The sequence below is a fragment of the Caulobacter sp. P1_D6 genome, assembly GCF_056406095.1.
On sequence record NZ_JBFUAW010000002.1, the window covers coordinates 14,361 to 33,541 of the forward strand.

Below are 19,181 nucleotides of genomic sequence, written 5' to 3' on the forward strand. Positions count from 1 at the left end.
AAAACTGAGCCCAGCTTTGGCGGGATGGCGGTCGGGTTCAAGTGAAGAACAGTTCAGGTTGGCGGCCAGTCGCGCCCGGAGCCCGGCCTGCGCAGGCGGCTGTGCGCGGCGAACGCCACCGCCGGCCGCACGACGCCCAGGTCGATCTCGCCGCCGGTCGGCGTCAGCCGCCAGCAGCGCCGCCCCACCCAGATCAGCACCTCCAGCCCATCGGCCGCGCCGGCGCTGGCCCAGCCGCGCAGGGTCGCCTCGAACGGCGCGCGCCGCCACGCGGTCGGCTGGGTCGGATCGAGCTCGACATTGATGACCCGTCCGCCCTGCCCCGCATGCAGCACGAAGCCGCTGCGGTCAGGCCGCCAGTCGTCGTTCAGCCGTTCGTCCAGCAGCCAGTCGCAGGCGAAGTCGGCGCAGCCCTGGGGCCGGACCTCGTAGATACCGCAGCCCTTGTCGCGCTTGTAGTAGCGGCACCAGACGTGCGGCGCCTTTTCCAGCTCGCGCACGCCGATCAGCTTGCAGCACTGACCGCACGCGCCGCATTCCCGCACGCTCATGAACCATCCCCGGATCGACCATCCCAGATCGACGGCGCGCACTCGCGGACAAATCGACGATCGGGTCAAGTGCGCCCTCGCCCCGCCACACGTCCTTGCCTACATTGCCGTCATGCGCACAGACACGCCCCAGCCCGTCCGGCTCTCGGACTATCGCCCGTTCCCGTTCCTGATCGAGACCACCGCCCTGGAGTTCCGGCTGGAACCCGCCGCCACGCGGGTCAGGGCGACGCTGGCGATCAAACGAACCGGCGCGCCCGGCGAGGCGCTGTTCCTGAACGGCGAGCGGCTGAAGCTGATCTCGGCGGCCATCGACGGCCAGGCGCTCAGCGCCAACGAGTACAGCCTCGACGGCGAAGGCCTGACGATCCACACGGTTCCGGACAGCTTCGTGCTGACCACCGAGGTCGAGATCGATCCGTCGGCCAACAAGGCGCTGATGGGCCTCTACATGTCCGGCGGCCGCTTCTGCACCCAGTGCGAGGCCGAGGGCTTCCGGACCATCACCTTCTTCCCCGACCGTCCCGACGTTCTGAGCCGTTTCACGGCGCGGATCGAGGCCGACAAGGCCTTCGCCCACCTGCTGAGCAACGGCAACCTGCTGCAGTCCGGCGAACTGGAGGGCGGTCGTCACTTCGCCGTCTGGAACGACCCCTTCCCCAAGCCCGCCTACCTGTTCGCCCTGGTGGCCGGCGAGCTGGACGTGCTGGAGGACAGCTTCGTCACCATGAGCGGCCGCACCGTGGCCCTGAAGGTGTTCGTCGACCCCGGCCAGGCCCCGCGCGCCGCTTACGCCCTGGACGCCCTCAAGCGCTCGATGAAGTGGGACGAGGAGGCGTTCGGCCGCGAGTACGACTTGGACCTGTTCATGATCGTCGCCGTGCGCGACTTCAACTTCGGGGCCATGGAGAACAAGGGGCTGAACATCTTCAACAGCTCCCTGCTGCTGGCGGCGCCCGAGACAGCCACCGACATGGACTACGAGCGCATCGAAAGCGTCGTGGCCCATGAGTACTTCCACAACTGGACCGGCAACCGCATCACCTGCCGCGACTGGTTCCAGCTGTGCCTGAAGGAAGGCCTGACCGTCTTCCGCGACCAGAGCTTCAGCGCCGACATGCGCGGCGAGGCCGTGCAGCGGATCAAGGACGTGAAAGCCTTGCGCGCCCGCCAGTTCGCCGAGGACGCCGGTCCCCTGGCCCACCCGGTGCGACCGTCGAGCTACATGAAGATCGACAACTTCTACACCGCCACGATCTACGAGAAGGGCTCCGAACTGATCCGGATGCTCAAGACGATCCTGGGCGCCGAGACCTTCCGCAAGAGCCTGGACCTCTACTTCGAGCGCCACGACGGCGAGGCGACCACGGTCGAGGCCTTCATCGCCTGTTTCGCCGACGCCTCTGGCCGCGACATGGGCGACTTCTTCGCCTGGTACGAACAGGCCGGAACCCCGGCGGTGTCGCTGACCCACGCCTATGACGAGGCGGCCAAGGCGCTGGAGATCACGCTGACCCAGTCCACGGCGCCGACCAACGGCCAGCCGACCAAGCGCCCCCTGCCCGTGCCGGTGACCATCGGCCTGCTGGACGGCGACGGCGAGGTGCTGCGCGACAGTGAGGTCGTGATGCTCGACTCGGCCGCCACGACCGTGCGCTGGGAAGGCGTGGAGAGCATCCCGGTGATCTCGGCCCTGCGCGGCTTCTCGGCCCCGGTGAACCTGACCACCGACACCCGCGCCGTCGACCGCTACGTGCAGTTCGCAGCGGATCCGGACCTGTTCAATCGCTGGGAAGCCGGCCAGACCCTGGCTCGCGAGCTGATCCTGGGCCGAGCCGCCGGCGCCCCCGACGAGGTGGGCGAAGAACGCTACGCCGACGCCCTGGGCAAGGCCCTGGTCGACGAGGCCTCGGACCCGGCCTTCAAGGCGCTGCTGCTGGCCCTGCCCACGGAGGGCGACCTCAGCCTGGCCGTCGATCCGGCCGATCCGGCCGCCATCCACACGGCGCGCGGCCATCTGAAGACCGTCATCGCCGTCCACCTGGGCGACCTGCTGCGGCGGCTGCACGGCGACCTGCAGAGCGGCGGCGAGTTCTCGGCCGACGCCCGGGCGGCCGGCAAGCGCGCCCTGCGCAACGCCTGCTGCGACCTGCTGGCGGCCGATCCGCACGCGGTCAATGTCGAGCGCGTCGTCGGCCACTTCGAAAGCGCCGCCAACATGACCGACGCCATGGGCGGCCTGTCGGCCCTGGTGACGATCGGCGGCGAGCCGGCCGAGAAGGCCCTGGCGGCCTTCCACGCCAAGTGGCGCGAGGAACCGCTGGTGCTGGACAAGTGGTTCGCCGCCCAGGCCCGCGACCCGGGCGAAGGCGCGATCGGCCGGATCCTGGCCCTGACCGCCCATCCCGACTTCGACGCCGGCAATCCCAACCGCCTTCGGGCCCTGGTCCAGGGCTTCTCCAGCGGCAATCCGGCCCGTTTCCACGACGAGAGCGGCGACGGCTATCGCTTCCTGGCCGACCAGATCCTGGCCGTGGACGGCTTCAACCCGATGACGGCGGCCCGGCTGGTCGAGCCCTTGGGGGCCTGGCGGCGCTATATCCCCGAGCTCGGCGCCCTGATGCGCGAGCAACTGGAACGCATTCGAGGCCATGTCGGCCTGTCGAAAAACGTGCTGGAGCTGGTCTCGCGGGCCCTGGACTGACGCTCCGGCTCCCGCTGGCGCCGAGTTTGAGACGATTCTTCGGCGCGCCAGTTGCGACTAAAGGGCTCATGCCCGGTCAAAACCACGGTTCGTCGGTGACGCACCCCTTACGCCTGCGGTAGATTCACCATGTCGGCGAAGTGACTCGCCGAGGGCTTTCAGGAGCATTGGGCGTTGGAGCGTGGCGGGGCGAGAACCGGGAGGCTGGCGGGGGCCGGTCTTTCGGCGGCGGGCGCGGCCCGCTCGCGCGCCGCGCGGTCGCCGTCCCAGGCCTATGTGCGCCTGGCGATTCTGGCCGCCCTGCTGCTGCTGTCGATCTACACGGCCTTCGGCGTCAACCGCCTGAAGGACGAGGCCAACGCCCCGCCCGGCGGCGCGAACCTGGCCGCCCAGGCCAAGCTGGTCGCCGCCGCCGCCGAAACCAATCTGGCCGCCCAGCGCGCCGGCCTCTCGGCCGCCGCCGACCTGCTGCAACGTGATCCGAACACCCCGATCGACGCGGCCGAGACCGCCCTGCGCGCCGCCGGCGGCGAAGCCATGGCCGTGGCCGTGGTCGGTCCGTCCGACGTGCTGGCCGTCGCCGGCCGCGACGCCTCGGCCGACTGGAAGGCCACTGCCCGCACCGCCGCCGCCTCGGGCCGCAGCCTTTGGATCGGCAGTGGGACGACCGGCCGTCTCTATGTCGCCATGGCCGCTCCGGTCGGCGGCGGCCGCGGCTTCGTCATCGCCTCCAGCGATCCGGCTCGGCTGATCTCCGAACCCGTCAAGGGCGCGGCCAGCGCCCTGATGCTGTCCGACGGCAGGATCCTGGCCGCCGGCGGCCGCCCGATCCAGGGCGCGACCAACCTGCGCGAAGCCTTCTCGCTGGCGCTGGACGATATCGGCGACGGCGCGGCGGCCCTGCGCGGCCAGTCGGTCGACGGCCAGGCCCTCGACGTCGCGATCCAGCCCCTGGCCCAGGGCGACCTGCTGGCCGCCGCCGCGGCCAAGCCAAGGACGGTCGCCAACATCGATCGCCAGGTCATGGAAGGCGCCTTCTCGCTGCTGGCTCCGCTGGCCGTCGGCATCGCCCTGGCCCTGATGCTGATGCTGCAGAGCCGCCGGGTCGAGACCGCCCAGAAGGAATTCGTCGACAGCGAGCAGCGCTTCCGCCTCGCCGTCGAAGCCGCCCGCTGCGGCATCTGGGAATGGGAGCTGAGCGCCGACCAGGTGTTCATGTCCGACGTCACCGGCGCGATGTTCGGCTGGGGCGGCGGCGGCGTGGTGCCGGGGCAGGAACTGCTGGACCGCGTCTCGGTCGACCATCGCGACAAGGTCCGCCAGGCCCTTGCCAACGCCGCGACCTACGGGGCCTTCGACGTGTCGTTCCGCGTGCCGTCGCGCGACGGCGGCCGGGCCATCTGGATCGACGCCCGCGGCCAGGGCTTCGGCAAGCCCGGCGAGGACGGCTATTCGCGGATCATCGGCGTGGCGCTGGACGTCACCGAGGAGCGCCTGGCCCAGGCCCGCGCCCAGGCCGCCGAGAACCGCCTGCGCGACGCCATCGAAAGCGTGTCCGAGGCCTTCGTGCTGTGGGACCGCCAAGGCCGGTTGCTGATGTGCAACCGCAACTACCGCAACGTCTTCAATCTTGAGCCCAAGCTGCTCAAGCCCGGCGCGCCGCGCAACGAGGTCAACCGCTTCGCCGCCCTGGCCATCAAGCACGACCAGCCCGCCCCCGACGGCGCCAAGGGCGTGCGCGAGGCCGAGCTGAACGACGGCCGCTGGATCCAGATCAGCGAGCGCCGCACGGCCGAAGGCGGCCTGGTGATGACCGCCGCCGACATCACCGCCATCAAGAACCAGGAAGAAGCCCGCCGCCTCAACGAGGAGCAGCTGCAGTACGCCGTCACCGGCCTGGAGCGGTCGCAAGAGCAACTGGCCGAGTTGGCGCGCAAGTACGAGATGGAGAAGGTCAAGGCCGAGGGCGCCAACAAGGCCAAGAGCGAATTCCTGGCCAACATGTCCCACGAGCTGCGCACGCCGCTGAACGCCATCAACGGCTTCTCCGAGATCATGATGAACGAGATGTTCGGCCCGCTCGGCGACCAGCGCTACAAGGGCTACAGCCTCGACATCCACAATTCCGGCCAGCACCTCCTGGCCCTGATCAACGACATCCTCGACATGTCGAAGATCGAGGCCGGCAAGATGAACCTGAAGTTCGAGCCGCTGAACCTGGAAGACGTCACCGAGGACGCCGTGCGCCTGGTGCGCAACCGCGCCGAGGCCGCCGGGCTGAAGCTGGAAGTCGACTTCCCCGCCCTGCCCGAGGTCGAGGCCGACTACCGCGCGGTCAAGCAGGTGTTGCTGAACCTGCTGTCCAACGCCATCAAGTTCACCCCGCGCGCTGGTCGCGTCACGGTGCGGGCCGAGGTGCGCCGCGATCCGCTGGGCGAGCGCGTCCGGGTCTCGGTCACCGACACCGGCATCGGCATCGCCCCGGAAGACCTGGCCCGCCTGGCCAAGCCCTTCGAGCAGGTCGAAAGCCAGCACGCCAAGACCACCCAGGGCACCGGCCTGGGCCTGGCCCTGACTAAGTCGCTGGTCGAGATGCACGACGGCGCGCTGGAGATGACCTCCACCCCCGGCGAAGGCACCACGGTCAGCTTCATCCTGCCGATCAACCAGGGCGGCCTGCTGCTCCACCGCGACTTCGCCGCGGCCTGATCTTCGCGTGAAGCCAGATCCTCGCCTGAAGAAAGTTCTGTTCGTCTGCAGCCAGAACAAGCTGCGCAGCCCGACCGCCGAGCAGGTGTTCTCGACCTGGCCTGGCGTCGAAGCCAGCTCGGCCGGAACCAATCATGACGCCGAAGAGCCCCTGACCGGCGAGCTCGTCGAGTGGGCCGACATCATCTTCGTGATGGAGCGGGCCCACCGGAACAAGCTGTCCAAGCGCTTCAAGCGGCACATCAAGGGCCGCGTGATCTGTCTGAACATCCCCGACGACTACGCCTTCATGGATCCGGCCCTGATCACCCTGCTCAAGGCCAGGGTCGGGCCGCACCTGCCTAGGTCCGCCGCCAGGCCAGCATGTGCGGATACCCCGGGACGCCGGCCGCCTTGGCGCGGTGAGGTTCGCGGGTCAGGCCCCACATGGCCAGCATGGGCACGCCGACATAGCCGCCTCCGCTGAAGGTCTCGGCCAGCGACGCGCCATCGCCGCGATAGCCGCCTTCATGGAACGGCACCGACGGATCCAGACCCAGATGGATGGCGGCCGCGAACGACCAGGCCAGGGCCGCCATCTCCTCGCCGGGGTCGTCGGAGACGCCGTCGTCCCGCCGCGCGGGATCGCCGACGGCGACGTGGCCGGCCTCGTGCAGCAGGTCGCCGGGCCAGGCCAGACGTGACGGATCCACCCGCAAGCCGCCGTCGACCACCACCACGCCGGGCAGGAAGGTCCCGTCCTCCAGCGTCGCGGCCTCGACCGGGATCCCGATCCGGCGCAGGAACGCGACGATCCGACCGACCAGCGGATCGGCGAAATCGTCGGCCAAGACCTCCGCCGCGCCTGGCGTCGCCATTGCGTCCCTCCCGTACAGCGAGAGGAAAGCCGCTCCTTGGCCGCGCGTAAACCCGGCCCGTCGCCGGGCCGAAAAATGGGGTGCGTTCCGAAGGCTTTGGGCGGACGTTTCGCGGACGGTCGAGCTCGGCCGAATGTCGGATGCCGCGCATGATCTTCCGCCCCTTCTCCGCCGTCCTGGCCCTGAGCGCCGTCCTGCTGTGCGGCGTCGCTCAAGCGGCCGTGGTCGGAACCAACACCCCGGCCCAGGCGATCAGCGCGACGCGCATCGACGCCCTGCCGGCCAAGGATCGCGAGGCCTGGAAGGCCTATCTGGCGCGCTCCGAGAAGCAGAATCTCGCCGACCGGGCCGCCCTGGCCGCCGAGCTGAAGCCCGGCCAGCCGGCCCCGCCGCCGCCCGCGGAAGGCGCCGGCGGCCCTAGAGCCATGCCGCTGGACCGCGACGCGGCCTGGTACGCGACGCCCGAAGCCCGCCACATGGCCGACGTGATCGTCAGCTTCCAGACCCCGGCCGGCGGCTGGAGCAAGAACCAGCCGCGCAACGCCGTACGCCAGCCCGGCCAGCCCTACGCGTCCAACAACGTCTCCAAGTACCTGGCCGCCGACGACTTCGACACGCCGCACGACCCGAGCTGGAACTATGTCGGCACGTTGGACAACGACGCGACCATCACCGAGCTGCGGTTCCTGGCCCGGGTCGCCGGCCAGGCGCCGGGCGCGGAGGGCCAGGCCTGGCGGGACAGCTTCCTGCGCGGCGTGCGCTATCTGCTGGCCGCCCAGTTCCCGAACGGCGGCTGGCCGCAGGTCTGGCCGCTGGAGGGCGGCTACCACGACGCCATCACCTACAACGACAACGCCGTCACCGAAGCCGCCTCCCTGCTGACCGACGTCGCCAACGGCCAGGGCGACTACGCCTTCGCTCCCGCCAATCTGCGCAAGCAGGCCGGCGCGGCCGCCGATCGCGCGCTGGCCTGCGTCCTGGCCACCCAGGTGGTCGTCAACGGCAAGCGCACCATCTGGGCCCAGCAGCACGACGCCCTGACCCTGAAGCCGGTCGCCGGCCGCAACTTCGAGCCGGCCGAGCTGTCGACCGAGGAAAGCGCCGACCTGCTGGTCTATCTGATGAGCCTGCCCAACCCGTCGCCGACCCTGGTGGCGGCGGTGCACGCCGGCGCCGGCTACCTGGCCGCCAACGCCCTCCACGACCAGGCCTGGACCGGCGGGAAGGACACCGAAGGCGGCCGCCGCCTGACGCCCAAGCCCGGCGCCGGTCCTCTGTGGGCCCGCTACTACGCCGCGGCCAGCAACACCCCGGTGTTCGGCGATCGCGACAAGACCATCCATGACGACGTCAACGAGCTGACCCTCGAGCGGCGCAATGGCTACGCCTGGTTCAACACCAGCCCAAAAAAGGCGCTGGACCGTTACGCCGCCTGGAAAAAGGCCCATCCAGCGGCCGATTGAGGGCGCGTCACAAAGCCTTCGCTCAACGCTCGCGGAAGCGTCGCAGGCTTGCCCTAACACCCCTGACCTTCAACGCCCGCAAAGGGCCGAGGTCGGAGGGGTTCCATGTACATCCAATCTGCTCGCCATGCCTTGCTGGCGGCCAGCGCGCTCGGCGTGCTCGCGTTTGCATCGATCGCCCAGGCCGCGGACGCCTCCGCGCCGGTCGCCCCGCCCGCCGCCGAACCCGCCGACGCCGTCGAGCAGCTGCTCGTCACCAGCCTGTCGACCACCCGCTCGGCCGTACAGCTCAGCGGCTCGGAAATGCAGAAGATTCTGCCGGGCCTGTCGCCGCTGAAGGCCATCCAGACCCTGCCGGGCGTGCTCTATGTGACCGCCGACCCGTGGGGCAACAACGAGCAGAACACCTCGCTGTTCATCCACGGCTTCAACGGCCAGCAACTGGGCTACACCCTGGACGGCGTGCCGCTGGGCGACCAGAGCTACGGCAACTACAACGGCCTGTCGCCGCAGCGCGCGGTGATCAGCGAAGTCGTCGGCAAGGTCATCCTGTCGTCGGGCGCGGGCTCGCTGGGCACCGCCTCGACCAGCAACCTCGGCGGCGCCGTCGAGACCTTCACCAACGACCCGCGCGGGGAGTTCGGCGGCCAGTTCAACGAGACCCTGGGCGACTACGACACCACCCGCACCTTCGTCCGCCTGGACACCGGCACCTTCGCCGGGAACAACGCGCTCTACCTGGCCTACGCCCACCAGGACGCCCGGGCCTGGGACTTCCGCGGCCACCAGGGCGGCGACCAGGCCAACCTGAAGTACGTGCGCGACGGCGACGCCGGCAAGCTGACCTTCTACCTGTCGTATTCCGACAAGATCGAGCCCAACGAAGACGGCACCACCCGCTACTTCCCCAGCCGCGCGGGCAAACCGACCGACGCCTACCAGCCCTATACGCGTCCGTTCTTCTATCCGGACTTCCACGCCGCGCTGGACTATCTGGACGCCGCCGGCAACTACCCCGCCTCGGAAGGCGAGAACTATCGCAACTACTTCAGCGCCGCCCAGCGCACCGACTATCTGAGCTACCTGCAGTACGACGCCAAGCTGTCGGAGAACGTCACCTGGTCGAACCAGGTCTACTATCATGACGACCACGGCCGCGGCATCGTGGCCGGCCCGATCCGGGTGGCGGGCCTGCCGGCCCTGTTCAACTTCTATTTCCCGAACCAGAACCTGAAGCAGGTGTTCGGCAATTCGGGCTACGCGACCCGCACGACCGAGTACCAGATCGACCGCCTGGGCGGCATCTCGACCCTGAAGGCCACGGTCGGCGACCACCAGATCGAGGCCGGCTTCTGGTACGAGCACAACAAGTCGTCGGCCTATCGCCGCTGGTACCCGTTCGACGTCAACCACCCGACCACGCCCTACGACGTGCCGACCGGCTGGCTGATCACCCAGTACGGCAGCGAAATCGACAACAAGGTCTACCAGTTCTACATCCAGGATCAGTGGCGGATCCGCGAGGACCTGGTGCTGCAGGGCGGCTTCAAGAGCAGCGTGCAGGACGCCACGGGCGCGGTGCCGGTCCAGCCGATCGTCGGCTCGCTGGTCAACTCGACCGGCCTGCCGGTGGGCAATATCGAGACCAAGGAGTGGTTCCTGCCCCAACTTGGCGCGGTATGGACCTTCGACGCCGGCCTGGAGGCCTTCGTCAACGTCCAGAAGAACCTGCGCCACTTCCAGACCTATGGCGGCGGCGGCCTGTCGCCGTTCAGCCTGGGCAGCCAGGCGGCGTTTGACCAGTTCAAGAAGAGCGCCGAGCCGGAGACGGCCTGGACCTACGAGGCCGGGGTGCGCGGCAAGCGCGACGTCGCCCTGGGTCCGATCACCAGCGTCGACGGCCAGTTGAGCGTCTACCACACCGACTTCAGCAACCGCCTGCTGGGCGTCGCCCCATCGGCGGCGGCGATTTCGATCGTTGGCGGCGCGGCGATCGTCCAGAACGTCGGCGCGGTGAAGACCGACGGCGTCGACCTCGCCCTGACCCTGGAGCTGGGCGACCACTTCTCGTTCTACGACGCGGTCTCCTACAACCGCTCGGTCTATCAGGACGACTACACCAGCGGCTCGACCACGGTCGGCGGCGTGGTCACCCCGACGATCGTGCGCATCGCCGGCAAGAAGGTGCCCGGCAGCCCCGAATGGATGAACAAGTTCGTGGCCAGCGCCAACTTCGGCGCCTTCGAGGCCCAACTGATCGGCGACTTCGTCGGCGAGCGGTTCGCGACCTACACCAACGACCTGAAGGTCGACAGCTACATGCTGCTGAGCCTGCAGGTCAGCTACGCCTTCCAGACCCCGGCCAGCTGGCCGATCAAGGACCTGAAGCTGAGCGCCAACATCACCAACCTGGGCCAGGAGAAGGGCGACCTGAACGTCACCGTCTCGCAGCCGGCCGGCAGCTACTCGACCTTCCCCATTCCGCCTCGCCAAGGGTTCGTGACCTTGTCGACGCGGTTCTAGGGCTGAGCGGCTCGCCGCCGATCCTCCCCTTTTGGTCGGCGAGCCACGCTCGCGTCGAACGCCTCGGACCTCGTGTCCGGGGCGTTTTTCGTTGGGTGCGGCGGCATACTTAGGCGATCGACAAAGTATTTCTTGACGACTCCCACGGCCTGTAGATACTTAGGCACATGCCTAACCAACAACCCTCGCTCGACCTGATGTTCCAGGCGCTGGCCGATCCCAGCCGGCGGATCATCGTCGAGCGGCTCTGCGCCGGCCCGGCCTCGGTCAGCGAACTGGCCCAGCCCCTGGCCATGTCCCTGCCCTCGGTGATGCAGCATCTGCAGCTGCTGGAAGGCAGCGGCCTGATCCGCTCGGAGAAGGTCGGACGGGTGCGGACCTGCCGTCTGGAGCCGGAGGCGCTCAGCGCCGCCGAGACCTGGATCAACGAACGCCGCGTGCTGATGGAACGCAAACTCGACCGCTTGGGGGAGTATCTGCGCGCCACGGCTGGCGACGAAGAAGACTGACCTTCAAATTCAAGAGGATAGGATCATGACCGAACGTTCCGTCGTCCACGCCACCTTCGTCATCAACAAGGTCTACGACGCCTCGCCCCCCCGGGTGTTCAAGGCGTTCTCCAACTCCGAAGCCCGCGACCGCTGGTTCGTGAAGTCCGAGGCCTGGCCCGTGGCCGAGTACAGCTACGATTTCCGGGTCGGCGGCCAGGAGCGAGGCCGCTTCAGCCCCGACGGCAAGATGGAGATCATCAACGAGACGACCTACTGGGACATCGTCCCCGACCAGCGACTGATCATGGCCTACGCCATGGACATCGACGGCAACCGCATCTCGGTGTCGGTCGCCACGATCGAGATCAAGCCCGAAGGCAAGAAGACGCGCCTGACCTACACCGAACAGGGCGCGTTCCTCGACGGCTTCGACTTCCCGGCCCAGCGCGAGCAAGGCTGCCGCGAGCTGTACGACCGGCTGGCGGAAGAAGTCGAACGCGAAGGCGCGGAGGCCTAGCGCCCCCCCCCCGCCACGAAGTGGGGGACGCGCACTCACCCTCGAGGCTTCGCCGAGCGTCATGAGCGCCGAGCGTGAGTGCGTCCCCGACCGATCCACGGAGTAGAAGATGTCCCTGACGCTGCACATGCACCCGCTGTCCTCGTACTGCTGGAAGGCGCTGATCGCCCTTTACGAGAACGACACGCCGTTCGAGGCCCGCGTGCTGGACCTGAGCGATCCGGCGGTGGTCGCCGGGTTCAAGGCGCTCTGGCCGACGACCAAGATGCCCCTGCTGTGCGACACGGCGCGGGACCGGACAGTGCCGGAGACCTCGATCATCATCGAGTACCTGCAGACGGCCTATCCCGGCCCTGTCCGGTTCATTCCCGACGATCCTGACGCCGCCTTGCGCACCCGCCTGATGGATCGATTGTTCGACCTCTATGTCATGACGCCGATGCAGGCGATCGTCGGCGACCGGATCCGGCCAGCCGATGTCGCCAAGGATCCGTACGGCGTCGCCCAGGCCCGCAGGCAGCTGGCCATGGCCTACGACCTGCTCGACGCGGAACTGGCGGGCCGGACCTGGGCGGCGGGCGAGGATTTCGGCCTGGCCGACTGCGCGGCCGCCCCGGCCCTGTTCTACGCCAACAAGCTGGCGCCGCTGGGCGAGGATCACCCCAACGTCTCGGCCTATCTCGACCGCCTGCTGGCCCGCCCGTCGTTCGTGCGGGTGCTGCAGGAGGCCGAGCCCTATTTCGCGATGTTCCCCTCCGGGGACTGACCCTTAGGCGGCCCGCGCCCGGCTCGCCGGGCGGCTCGAGGCGCCCTGCCCCGTCTCGAACCGCGCCACCAGCCGGGCCAGCTCTCCGGCCTCGGTGCGCAGGTTCGTGGCGGCGGCGGTGGCCTGCTCGACCATGGCCGCGTTCTGTTGGGTCACCTGGTCCATCTGATTGACGGCCGCGTTGACCTGATTGAGCCCGGTGGCCTGCTCCTGCGAGGACTGGGCGATCTCCGAGATCAGGACGTCGATCTGCGAGACCTTGCCGACGATGCCGTTCAGGGCCTGGCCGGTGTCGCCGACCAGCTGGACGCCGCGCGACACCTGGGCGGTGCTGCTGGCGATCAGGGTCTTGATCTCCTTGGCCGCCTCGGCCGAGCGCTGGGCCAGGGCCCGGACTTCCTGGGCCACGACCGCGAAGCCTCGGCCGGCGTCGCCGGCACGGGCCGCCTCGACCCCGGCATTCAGGGCCAGAAGGTTGGTCTGGAAGGCGATCTCGTCGATGACGCCGATGATCTGGGTGATCTGGCCCGAGCTCTGCTCGATCTCGCCCATGGCGGCGACCGCCTCGCGCATCACCTCGCCGGAGCGGGCGGCGTCTTCCCGGGCGCCGGACGCGGCGGACGAGGCTTCCTTGGCGCCGACGGCGCTGCGACGGACCGTGGCGGTCAACTCGTCGAGGGCCGCGGCGGTTTCCTCCAGCGAGGCGGCCTGCTGCTCGGTGCGGCGCGACAGGTCGTCGGACGCGGCGGCGATCTCGTCGGAGCCCGCCTGCAGGCCGCCGGTGGCGGTGACGATGGCGCCCATGGCGTCGCGCAGGCTGTCGATGGCGGTGTTGAAGTCGTCCTTGATCTGCTGATAGCGACCTTCGAACCGGGCTTGGATATCCGCGGTCAGGTCGCCCTTGGCCAGGCGACGCAGGCTGTCGGCCAGGGCCGAGACCACCGCGCCCTGCTCCTCGTCGGCCAGGCGACGCTCGGCCTCGCCGCGCGCCCGTTCCAGCTCGATGTCGGTGACGTCGGTGGCGAACTTGATGACCTTGTAGGGCTTGCCGGTCGCGTCGAGCACGGGATTGTAGGAGGCCTGGATCCAGACCTCCTTGCCGCCCTTGCCGATCCGCAGGAACTTGGCGGCGACGAACTCGCCGCTGTTGAGCCGCGCCCAGAACGCCCGGTAGTCGGCGCCTTGCGCCTCGGCGGGCGGCACGAACAGGCTGTGGTGACGACCTTCGATCTCGGTCGCCGTATAGCCCAAGGCGCCCAGGAAGTTCGGATTGGCGCGGATGATCGTGCCGTCCAGCTGGAACTCGATCACCGCCTGCGAGCGGTCCATGGCCGCGACCTGAGCTTCCAGATCCTGGATCCGCCGCGCCTCGGCCTGGCGGGCCGGCTTCTGACCTGAAAACATTGTCGCCCTCGTTGCCGACTAAATGCAGCTGAAGACGAGCTTTAGGCACAATGATGCTTAATGGCATGCTAATTGGAAAACGGCGCCCGACCACAACTCAAAATGGAACCAGAAATCCCTTATACGACAAGGGTATTACTCTTTTCGGGCAATTAATGAGGCGTTAATTCCGATTTTTCGGGCGAAAAAGCTCTGCGGGTGTATAGGCACGAGCGGCTAAGCCCCGGAATACAGTATGCCTTTGCGTGATCTCATCTCGGCCCTGGCCGACGACCTGGATGTCGGCGTTGTCCTGACCGACGGCCAACTGTCTCCGCCGGGGCCTCACATCCTGTATGTGAATGCAACGTTTGAGCGCATGACGGGCTTCAACCAGGACGAAATCCTGGGGAAAAATCCTCGGATTTTTCAAGGGCCAGCCACAAGTCTGGCGGCGCGCAAGCGCCTGGCCCGCGCCCTGCGCAATGGCGAGCGGCACAGCACCACCCTGGTGAACTACCGCAAGTCGGGCGAAGCCTATCTCTGCGCCATCGACGTCTTCCCGATCGTCGCCGCCGACGGCGCCCTGATCAGCGCCGTCGCCCTGGAGCGCGAGGTCGAGCGCCGGCCCGGACGCCGCCCCACGCCCAAGACCGCCTAGGCCAGGGAGTCGGCCTCCCAGGCCAGGAACTCCGGCGTCTCCAGCAGGCGCTCGCAATAGGCGCCGGCCGGACCGGCGTCGCCATAGTCCGACAGATGGATCCCGTAGGTGCGGAAGCGGCTGGCGACCGGCGTGTAGAACGCGTCGGCGATCGACCACTCGCCCACCAGGAACGGTCCGCCCGAGCGCTTGAGCAGCTGGTTCCAGCGCTCGACGATCTTGCGCACGTCCTTCTGGGTGGCCTCGGAGATCGCCACGACGCGCGGCGCCTCTTCCAGCGCCATCGGGCATTCGCCGCGCAGCGACGAGAAGCCCGAATGCATCTCGGCGGCGGCCGATCGGCCCAGGGCCCGCAGGGCGGGATCCGCCGGCCACAGCTTGGCGGCGGGGAACTTCTCGGCCAGATATTCGCAGATGGCCAGCGAGTCCCAGACCACCAGGTCGCCGTCCTTGAGCACCGGCACCAGGGCGCTGGGCGAGTGCTTGGCGATCTCGGCCTCCGAGGTCCCGACGTGGCGCAGCTCGACCAGGGTCTCCTTGAACGCCTCGCCCGTATGCTTCAGCGCCAGCCAGGGCCGCAGCGACCAGCTGGACCATTTCTTGGTGCCGACGACGATTTCCATGGCGGACTCCTGATCCGAGAACGGGGGTGGCCATTGGCCTTACCTCGCGCATACAGTCGCCTCAACGATTAGAACAACTGTTCGAGGGAGGTCCGCATGGCGGAAGCCGCGATGCCGTCGCCGGTGATCAATCCTGTTTCGTCCGGCTATCGCCGCTACGCCCTCTGGGTGCTGTTGATCATCTACACGCTGAACTTCCTCGACCGGCAGGTGGTCAACATCCTGGCCGAGCCGATCAAGCGCGACCTGGGCCTGGCCGACTGGCAGCTGGGCATGATGACGGGCCTGGCCTTCGCGATCTTCTACACGGTGCTGGGCATCCCGATCGCCCGGATGGCCGAGACGAAGAACAGGCCGTTCATCATCGGCGCCTCCGTGGCGGCCTGGAGCGCCTTCACCGTGCTGTGCGGCTTCACCCAGAACTTCTGGCAGTTGATCCTGGCGCGGATCGGGGTGGGCGTCGGCGAGGCGGGCTGCACCCCGCCCGCCCACTCGCTGATCACCGACTACGTGCCGCGCGAGAAGCGGGCCGGCGCCATCGCCTTCTATTCGATCGGCACGCCGCTGGGCACGCTGGCGGGGATGGCGATGGGCGGACTGGTGGCCGACGCCTACGGCTGGCGCGTGGCCTTCATGGTGGCGGGCGCGCCTGGCGTGCTGTTCGCCCTGATCGCCGCCTTCACCCTGGTCGAGCCCCGCCGGCAACTGGCCGCCGACATCGCCGCCCGCGCCGCCTCGAAGATCAGCTTCGGCGCGGCCCTGGCGGTGCTGGCCACCAAGAAGACCTTCTGGCTGGTGGCCCTGGCGGCCTCGATCAAGGCCTTCGTCGGCTATGGCCACGCGCCGTTCACCGCCTCGTTCTTCTTCCGCGTCCACGGACCGGAGGTGGCCGAGCTGGCCGCCCGTTTCGGGCTGAAGTCGGCCGGCTTCCTGGGCCTGGCCCTGGGCCTGATCGGCGGCACGGCCGGCGTGATCGGAGCCTGGTTCGGCGGCATCCTGGCCGACCGCCTGGGAGCCAAGGACCTGCGGGCCTATGTGATCGTGCCGGCCATCGCCTCGCTGGTGACCATCCCGTTCTACATCCTGGCCGTCAGCGTCGGATCGCCGATGGCGGCGATCGGCATCCTGACCATCCCGGTCCTGCTGGGCACGCTGTGGTACGGGCCGGTCTACGCCACGGCCCAGAGCATCGTCGATCCGCACATGCGGGCCACGGCCTCGGCGGTGCTGCTGCTGATCATCAACTTGATCGGCCTCGGCCTGGGGCCGGTGGCGGTCGGGGCGCTGAGCGACCTGCTGGCCGGACCGGGCGGACTGGGCGAGGCGCAGGGCGTGCGCTGGGCCCTGATCCTGTCCACCCTGCTGGGCCTGGTGGCGTTCGGCCTGTTCTGGACCGCGCGCAAGACCATCCGCGAGGAGATGGTCGCCTAGCGTCGGGGCGACAGGGTCGCGGCCCTCGGAAAACAGTAGGCCCAGGGATGGGCCTCGACCGGACCGTGGTCCGACGCCAGATCCAGGGCGCGGTGCGATCGGGCGCGGTTCAGCTCGGCGAACGAGACGATCTCCGCGGTGCGGGGCGGCGCGTTCGGTTGCGGGCGGGACAGGGCGTGCATGGCGGACCTCCGGGTGACGACCGTCTGACGCGGCCGCTTGAAGCCGCCAGTAGAGACCCGTCGGCCTGAACGGACATGGGCGCCGTCGTTGTCCGCCATTCATCTTCAGGCCGCAAAATCGGCGCCGATCGCCCTGTGGCGTTTCCCCTCTGGCCTTGCGGCTTCCGTTACGTCTATGGTCGGCCCAACGATTAGAACAAATGTTTGAAGGGAGAGGCCCAGGATGGCGCAGGCGAACACGCCTGGCGGCGCGAAGCCGCTGTATTCCAATGGTTACAAGGCGACAGTGCTGGCGCTGTTGCTCGCCACCTACACCTTCAATTTCATCGACCGCACGATCATCGCCACCATCGGTCAGGCCATCAAGGTCGACCTCAAGCTGACCGACACCCAGTTGGGCCTGCTGGGCGGGCTGTACTTCGCCCTGCTCTACACCCTGCTGGGCATTCCGATCGCCCGGATGGCCGAGCGCTGGAACCGGGTGACGATCATCTCGGTGTCGCTGGTGATCTGGTCGGGCTTCACCGCCTTGTGCGGCAGCGCCTCCAGCTTCGCGCAGCTGGCCCTGTACCGCTTCGGCGTGGGGGTCGGCGAAGCCGGCTGCTCGCCGCCGAGCCACTCGCTGATCAGCGACTATTACGGGCCCAAGAAGCGCGCCTCGGCTCTGTCGATCTATTCGTTCGGCATCCCGTTGGGCACGATGTTCGGGGCGGTGGCCGGCGGCTGGCTGGCCCAGGAATTCAGCTGGCGCGTGGCCTTCGTGATCGTCGGCCTGCCGGGCATCCTGCTGGCCGTACTGGTCAAGCTGATCGTCAAGGAACCGCCCCGCGGCCATTCGGAGATCAAGGAACGCCCGCTCGAGGCCGAGGACGTGGTGGTCGAACCGCCCAAGCCGCCCTTCTCGCTGGCCAACGAGTTCAAGGAGCTGGGCGCGGTCATGGCCGTGCTGTTCGGCAAGTGGCCGGTGCTGCACATGATGCTGGGCGTGACCATCGCCTCGTTCGGCTCGTACGGCTCGGGCGCGTTCGTGCCGCCCTATTTCGTGCGGACCTATGGGCTTGGCCTGGCCCAGGTGGGCCTGATCGTCGGCCTGATCGGTGGTTTCTCGGCCGGGGTCGGCACGCTGGTCGGCGGCTTCCTGACCGACTGGTCGGGCAAGCGCAGCGCCAAGTGGTACGCCCTGGTGCCGGCCATCGGCCTGCTGATCTGCACCCCGATCTACATCGCCGCCTACCTGCAGACCAACTGGCAGACCACCGCCCTGATCCTGCTGGTCCCGGGGATCTTCCACTACACCTACCTGGCCCCGACCTTCGGCGTGGTCCAGAACTCGGTCGAGCCGCGTCGCCGGGCCACGGCCACGGCCCTGCTGTTCTTCTTCCTGAACCTGATCGCCCTGGGCGGCGGGCCGGTGTTCACCGGCTGGCTGATCGACCATCTGGCGCGGTTCCACTTCAATCATCCCGAAGCCTCCACGATCTTCCACGCCCTGGGCGGTTCGTTCACCGACCCCGGCGCGGCCAGCTTCAACGCCCAGTGCCCCGGCGGCCTGGCCCCCAAGGGCTCGCCCGCCGACCTGGCCAAGGCCTGCCACGGCGCCATGGCCAGAGCGACACAGCAGGGCATCATCGTCTCGCTCTGCTTCTACGCCTGGGCCGCCCTGCACTACGCCCTGGCCGCGATCGGCATGGTCAAGCACATGAAGGACCGGGCCGAGGCGCAGGCCTAAGGTCCGTCGCATGCTCGGGGACAGGCCCATGGGTCGGTCCCCGAGCGTGGGCACGGCCTAGTCGCCTCACACGGTCCGACCGCTGGGTGTGATGGGAAGGGTGCGAAGCGCCCGGGCCTCGCCCGGAGTAGCTTTGATTTTGAATACCGTTTCGACGAAGTTCAGGCGCTCCGCGCGGCCGTTATCCGATGAGCCTTCGGGACGCGGGGTTTTAACCCGCTCCCGACTTCGGCCCCCGACGGGCGGAAGGCTTAGCGAACCTTCCGGACCGCATGAGCGATTTCAGCCCATGCCTGCCGCGTCCGCCGATCCTTCACCGCCTGGGTTTCGTCCTGTGTTGCAAGGCACCTGCCCAGGACCGTCGCGAAGGCTGTCACCAAAGACCACCGACGAACGCTTCCCGCTCGACCACCCCCAAAAGCCGCATCGGTCGCCGTACGTGCGCCCTCCCCGTGCCTTCAGGTGGGATCAAGTATGGGGCGGGTTTGAACGCGGCGGCGGTCGTGACGCTCATTATTTTTCAGAGCATTGAAACTGTTAGACTTTTACCCAGACTTCGCGGGGATATAGGCATGTCGGTCCCCTTGACCG

At 68.4% G+C, this 19,181-nt stretch carries 15 protein-coding genes; 10 read left to right on the top strand and 5 right to left on the bottom strand.

All coding sequences use genetic code 11. The annotated features are described in order from the left end of the window. Window positions 1–53: 53 nt before the first annotated feature. Entirely contained in the window at window positions 54–551 is a 498-nt protein-coding gene (locus AC1DYP_RS00820; RefSeq protein ID WP_477044712.1) for a YkgJ family cysteine cluster protein, read from the bottom strand. A 112-nt stretch (window positions 552–663) separates the two neighbouring features. On the opposite strand from AC1DYP_RS00820, the gene pepN reads away from it, so the two are divergent. Both pepN and pleC read left to right on the top strand, forming a co-directional pair. After that, the gene (gene pepN / locus AC1DYP_RS00825; RefSeq protein WP_477044713.1) at window positions 664–3,255 is read left to right on the top strand and encodes an aminopeptidase N; all 2,592 of its coding nucleotides are present in this window, start codon (window positions 664–666) and stop codon (window positions 3,253–3,255) included. Between the two features lie 174 nt (window positions 3,256–3,429). Next, window positions 3,430–5,964, top strand: a complete 2,535-nt coding sequence (gene pleC, locus AC1DYP_RS00830; RefSeq protein WP_477044714.1) for a cell cycle histidine kinase PleC — start codon at window positions 3,430–3,432, stop codon at window positions 5,962–5,964. 341 nt (window positions 5,965–6,305) lie between these two features. On the opposite strand, the gene AC1DYP_RS00835 is transcribed toward pleC, so the two are convergent. Further along, window positions 6,306–6,821, bottom strand: a complete 516-nt coding sequence (locus tag AC1DYP_RS00835) for a hypothetical protein (RefSeq protein ID WP_477034663.1) — start codon at window positions 6,819–6,821, stop codon at window positions 6,306–6,308. A gap of 149 nt (window positions 6,822–6,970) precedes the next feature. Here AC1DYP_RS00835 and pelA point away from each other — a divergent pair, with 149 nt between their 5' ends. From pelA to AC1DYP_RS00860, 5 genes are all read left to right on the top strand, one after another. Continuing rightward, a complete protein-coding gene (gene pelA, locus AC1DYP_RS00840) occupies window positions 6,971–8,284 on the top strand; it encodes a pectate lyase (RefSeq protein ID WP_477044715.1) in 1,314 nt (437 codons plus the stop codon). A gap of 105 nt (window positions 8,285–8,389) precedes the next feature. Next, window positions 8,390–10,807, top strand: coding sequence for a TonB-dependent receptor (locus AC1DYP_RS00845; protein ID WP_477044716.1), 2,418 nt, complete (start codon window positions 8,390–8,392; stop codon window positions 10,805–10,807). Between the two features lie 167 nt (window positions 10,808–10,974). After that, a complete protein-coding gene (locus tag AC1DYP_RS00850; protein ID WP_477034666.1) occupies window positions 10,975–11,316 on the top strand; it encodes an ArsR/SmtB family transcription factor in 342 nt (113 codons plus the stop codon). Between the two features lie 25 nt (window positions 11,317–11,341). After that, window positions 11,342–11,815 (top strand): SRPBCC family protein, encoded by a 474-nt coding sequence (locus AC1DYP_RS00855; protein ID WP_477044717.1) that lies wholly within the window; start codon window positions 11,342–11,344, stop codon window positions 11,813–11,815. A 109-nt stretch (window positions 11,816–11,924) separates the two neighbouring features. Beyond that, a complete protein-coding gene (locus tag AC1DYP_RS00860) occupies window positions 11,925–12,581 on the top strand; it encodes a glutathione S-transferase family protein (RefSeq protein ID WP_477044718.1) in 657 nt (218 codons plus the stop codon). Window positions 12,582–12,584: 3 nt separating this feature from the next. Here AC1DYP_RS00860 and AC1DYP_RS00865 read toward each other — a convergent pair whose 3' ends face one another. After that, window positions 12,585–13,985: a methyl-accepting chemotaxis protein gene (locus AC1DYP_RS00865; protein WP_477044719.1), complete on the bottom strand. Its 1,401-nt coding sequence runs from the start codon at window positions 13,983–13,985 to the stop codon at window positions 12,585–12,587. A gap of 235 nt (window positions 13,986–14,220) precedes the next feature. Here AC1DYP_RS00865 and AC1DYP_RS00870 point away from each other — a divergent pair, with 235 nt between their 5' ends. Then, the gene (locus AC1DYP_RS00870) at window positions 14,221–14,625 is read left to right on the top strand and encodes a PAS domain-containing protein (RefSeq protein WP_477044720.1); all 405 of its coding nucleotides are present in this window, start codon (window positions 14,221–14,223) and stop codon (window positions 14,623–14,625) included. On the opposite strand, the gene AC1DYP_RS00875 is transcribed toward AC1DYP_RS00870, so the two are convergent. Further along, entirely contained in the window at window positions 14,622–15,248 is a 627-nt protein-coding gene (locus AC1DYP_RS00875; protein WP_477034671.1) for a glutathione S-transferase family protein, read from the bottom strand. The genes AC1DYP_RS00870 and AC1DYP_RS00875 overlap by 4 nt on opposite strands. A gap of 96 nt (window positions 15,249–15,344) precedes the next feature. Between AC1DYP_RS00875 and AC1DYP_RS00880 the strand changes: the two genes are divergently transcribed. Beyond that, a complete protein-coding gene (locus AC1DYP_RS00880; protein ID WP_477034672.1) occupies window positions 15,345–16,679 on the top strand; it encodes a spinster family MFS transporter in 1,335 nt (444 codons plus the stop codon). On the opposite strand, the gene AC1DYP_RS00885 is transcribed toward AC1DYP_RS00880, so the two are convergent. Then, window positions 16,676–16,861 (bottom strand): hypothetical protein, encoded by a 186-nt coding sequence (locus tag AC1DYP_RS00885; protein WP_477044721.1) that lies wholly within the window; start codon window positions 16,859–16,861, stop codon window positions 16,676–16,678. The genes AC1DYP_RS00880 and AC1DYP_RS00885 overlap by 4 nt on opposite strands. Window positions 16,862–17,084: 223 nt before the next feature. On the opposite strand from AC1DYP_RS00885, the gene AC1DYP_RS00890 reads away from it, so the two are divergent. After that, window positions 17,085–18,590 (top strand): spinster family MFS transporter, encoded by a 1,506-nt coding sequence (locus tag AC1DYP_RS00890; protein ID WP_477044722.1) that lies wholly within the window; start codon window positions 17,085–17,087, stop codon window positions 18,588–18,590. The last annotated feature ends 591 nt before the right edge of the window (window positions 18,591–19,181 follow it).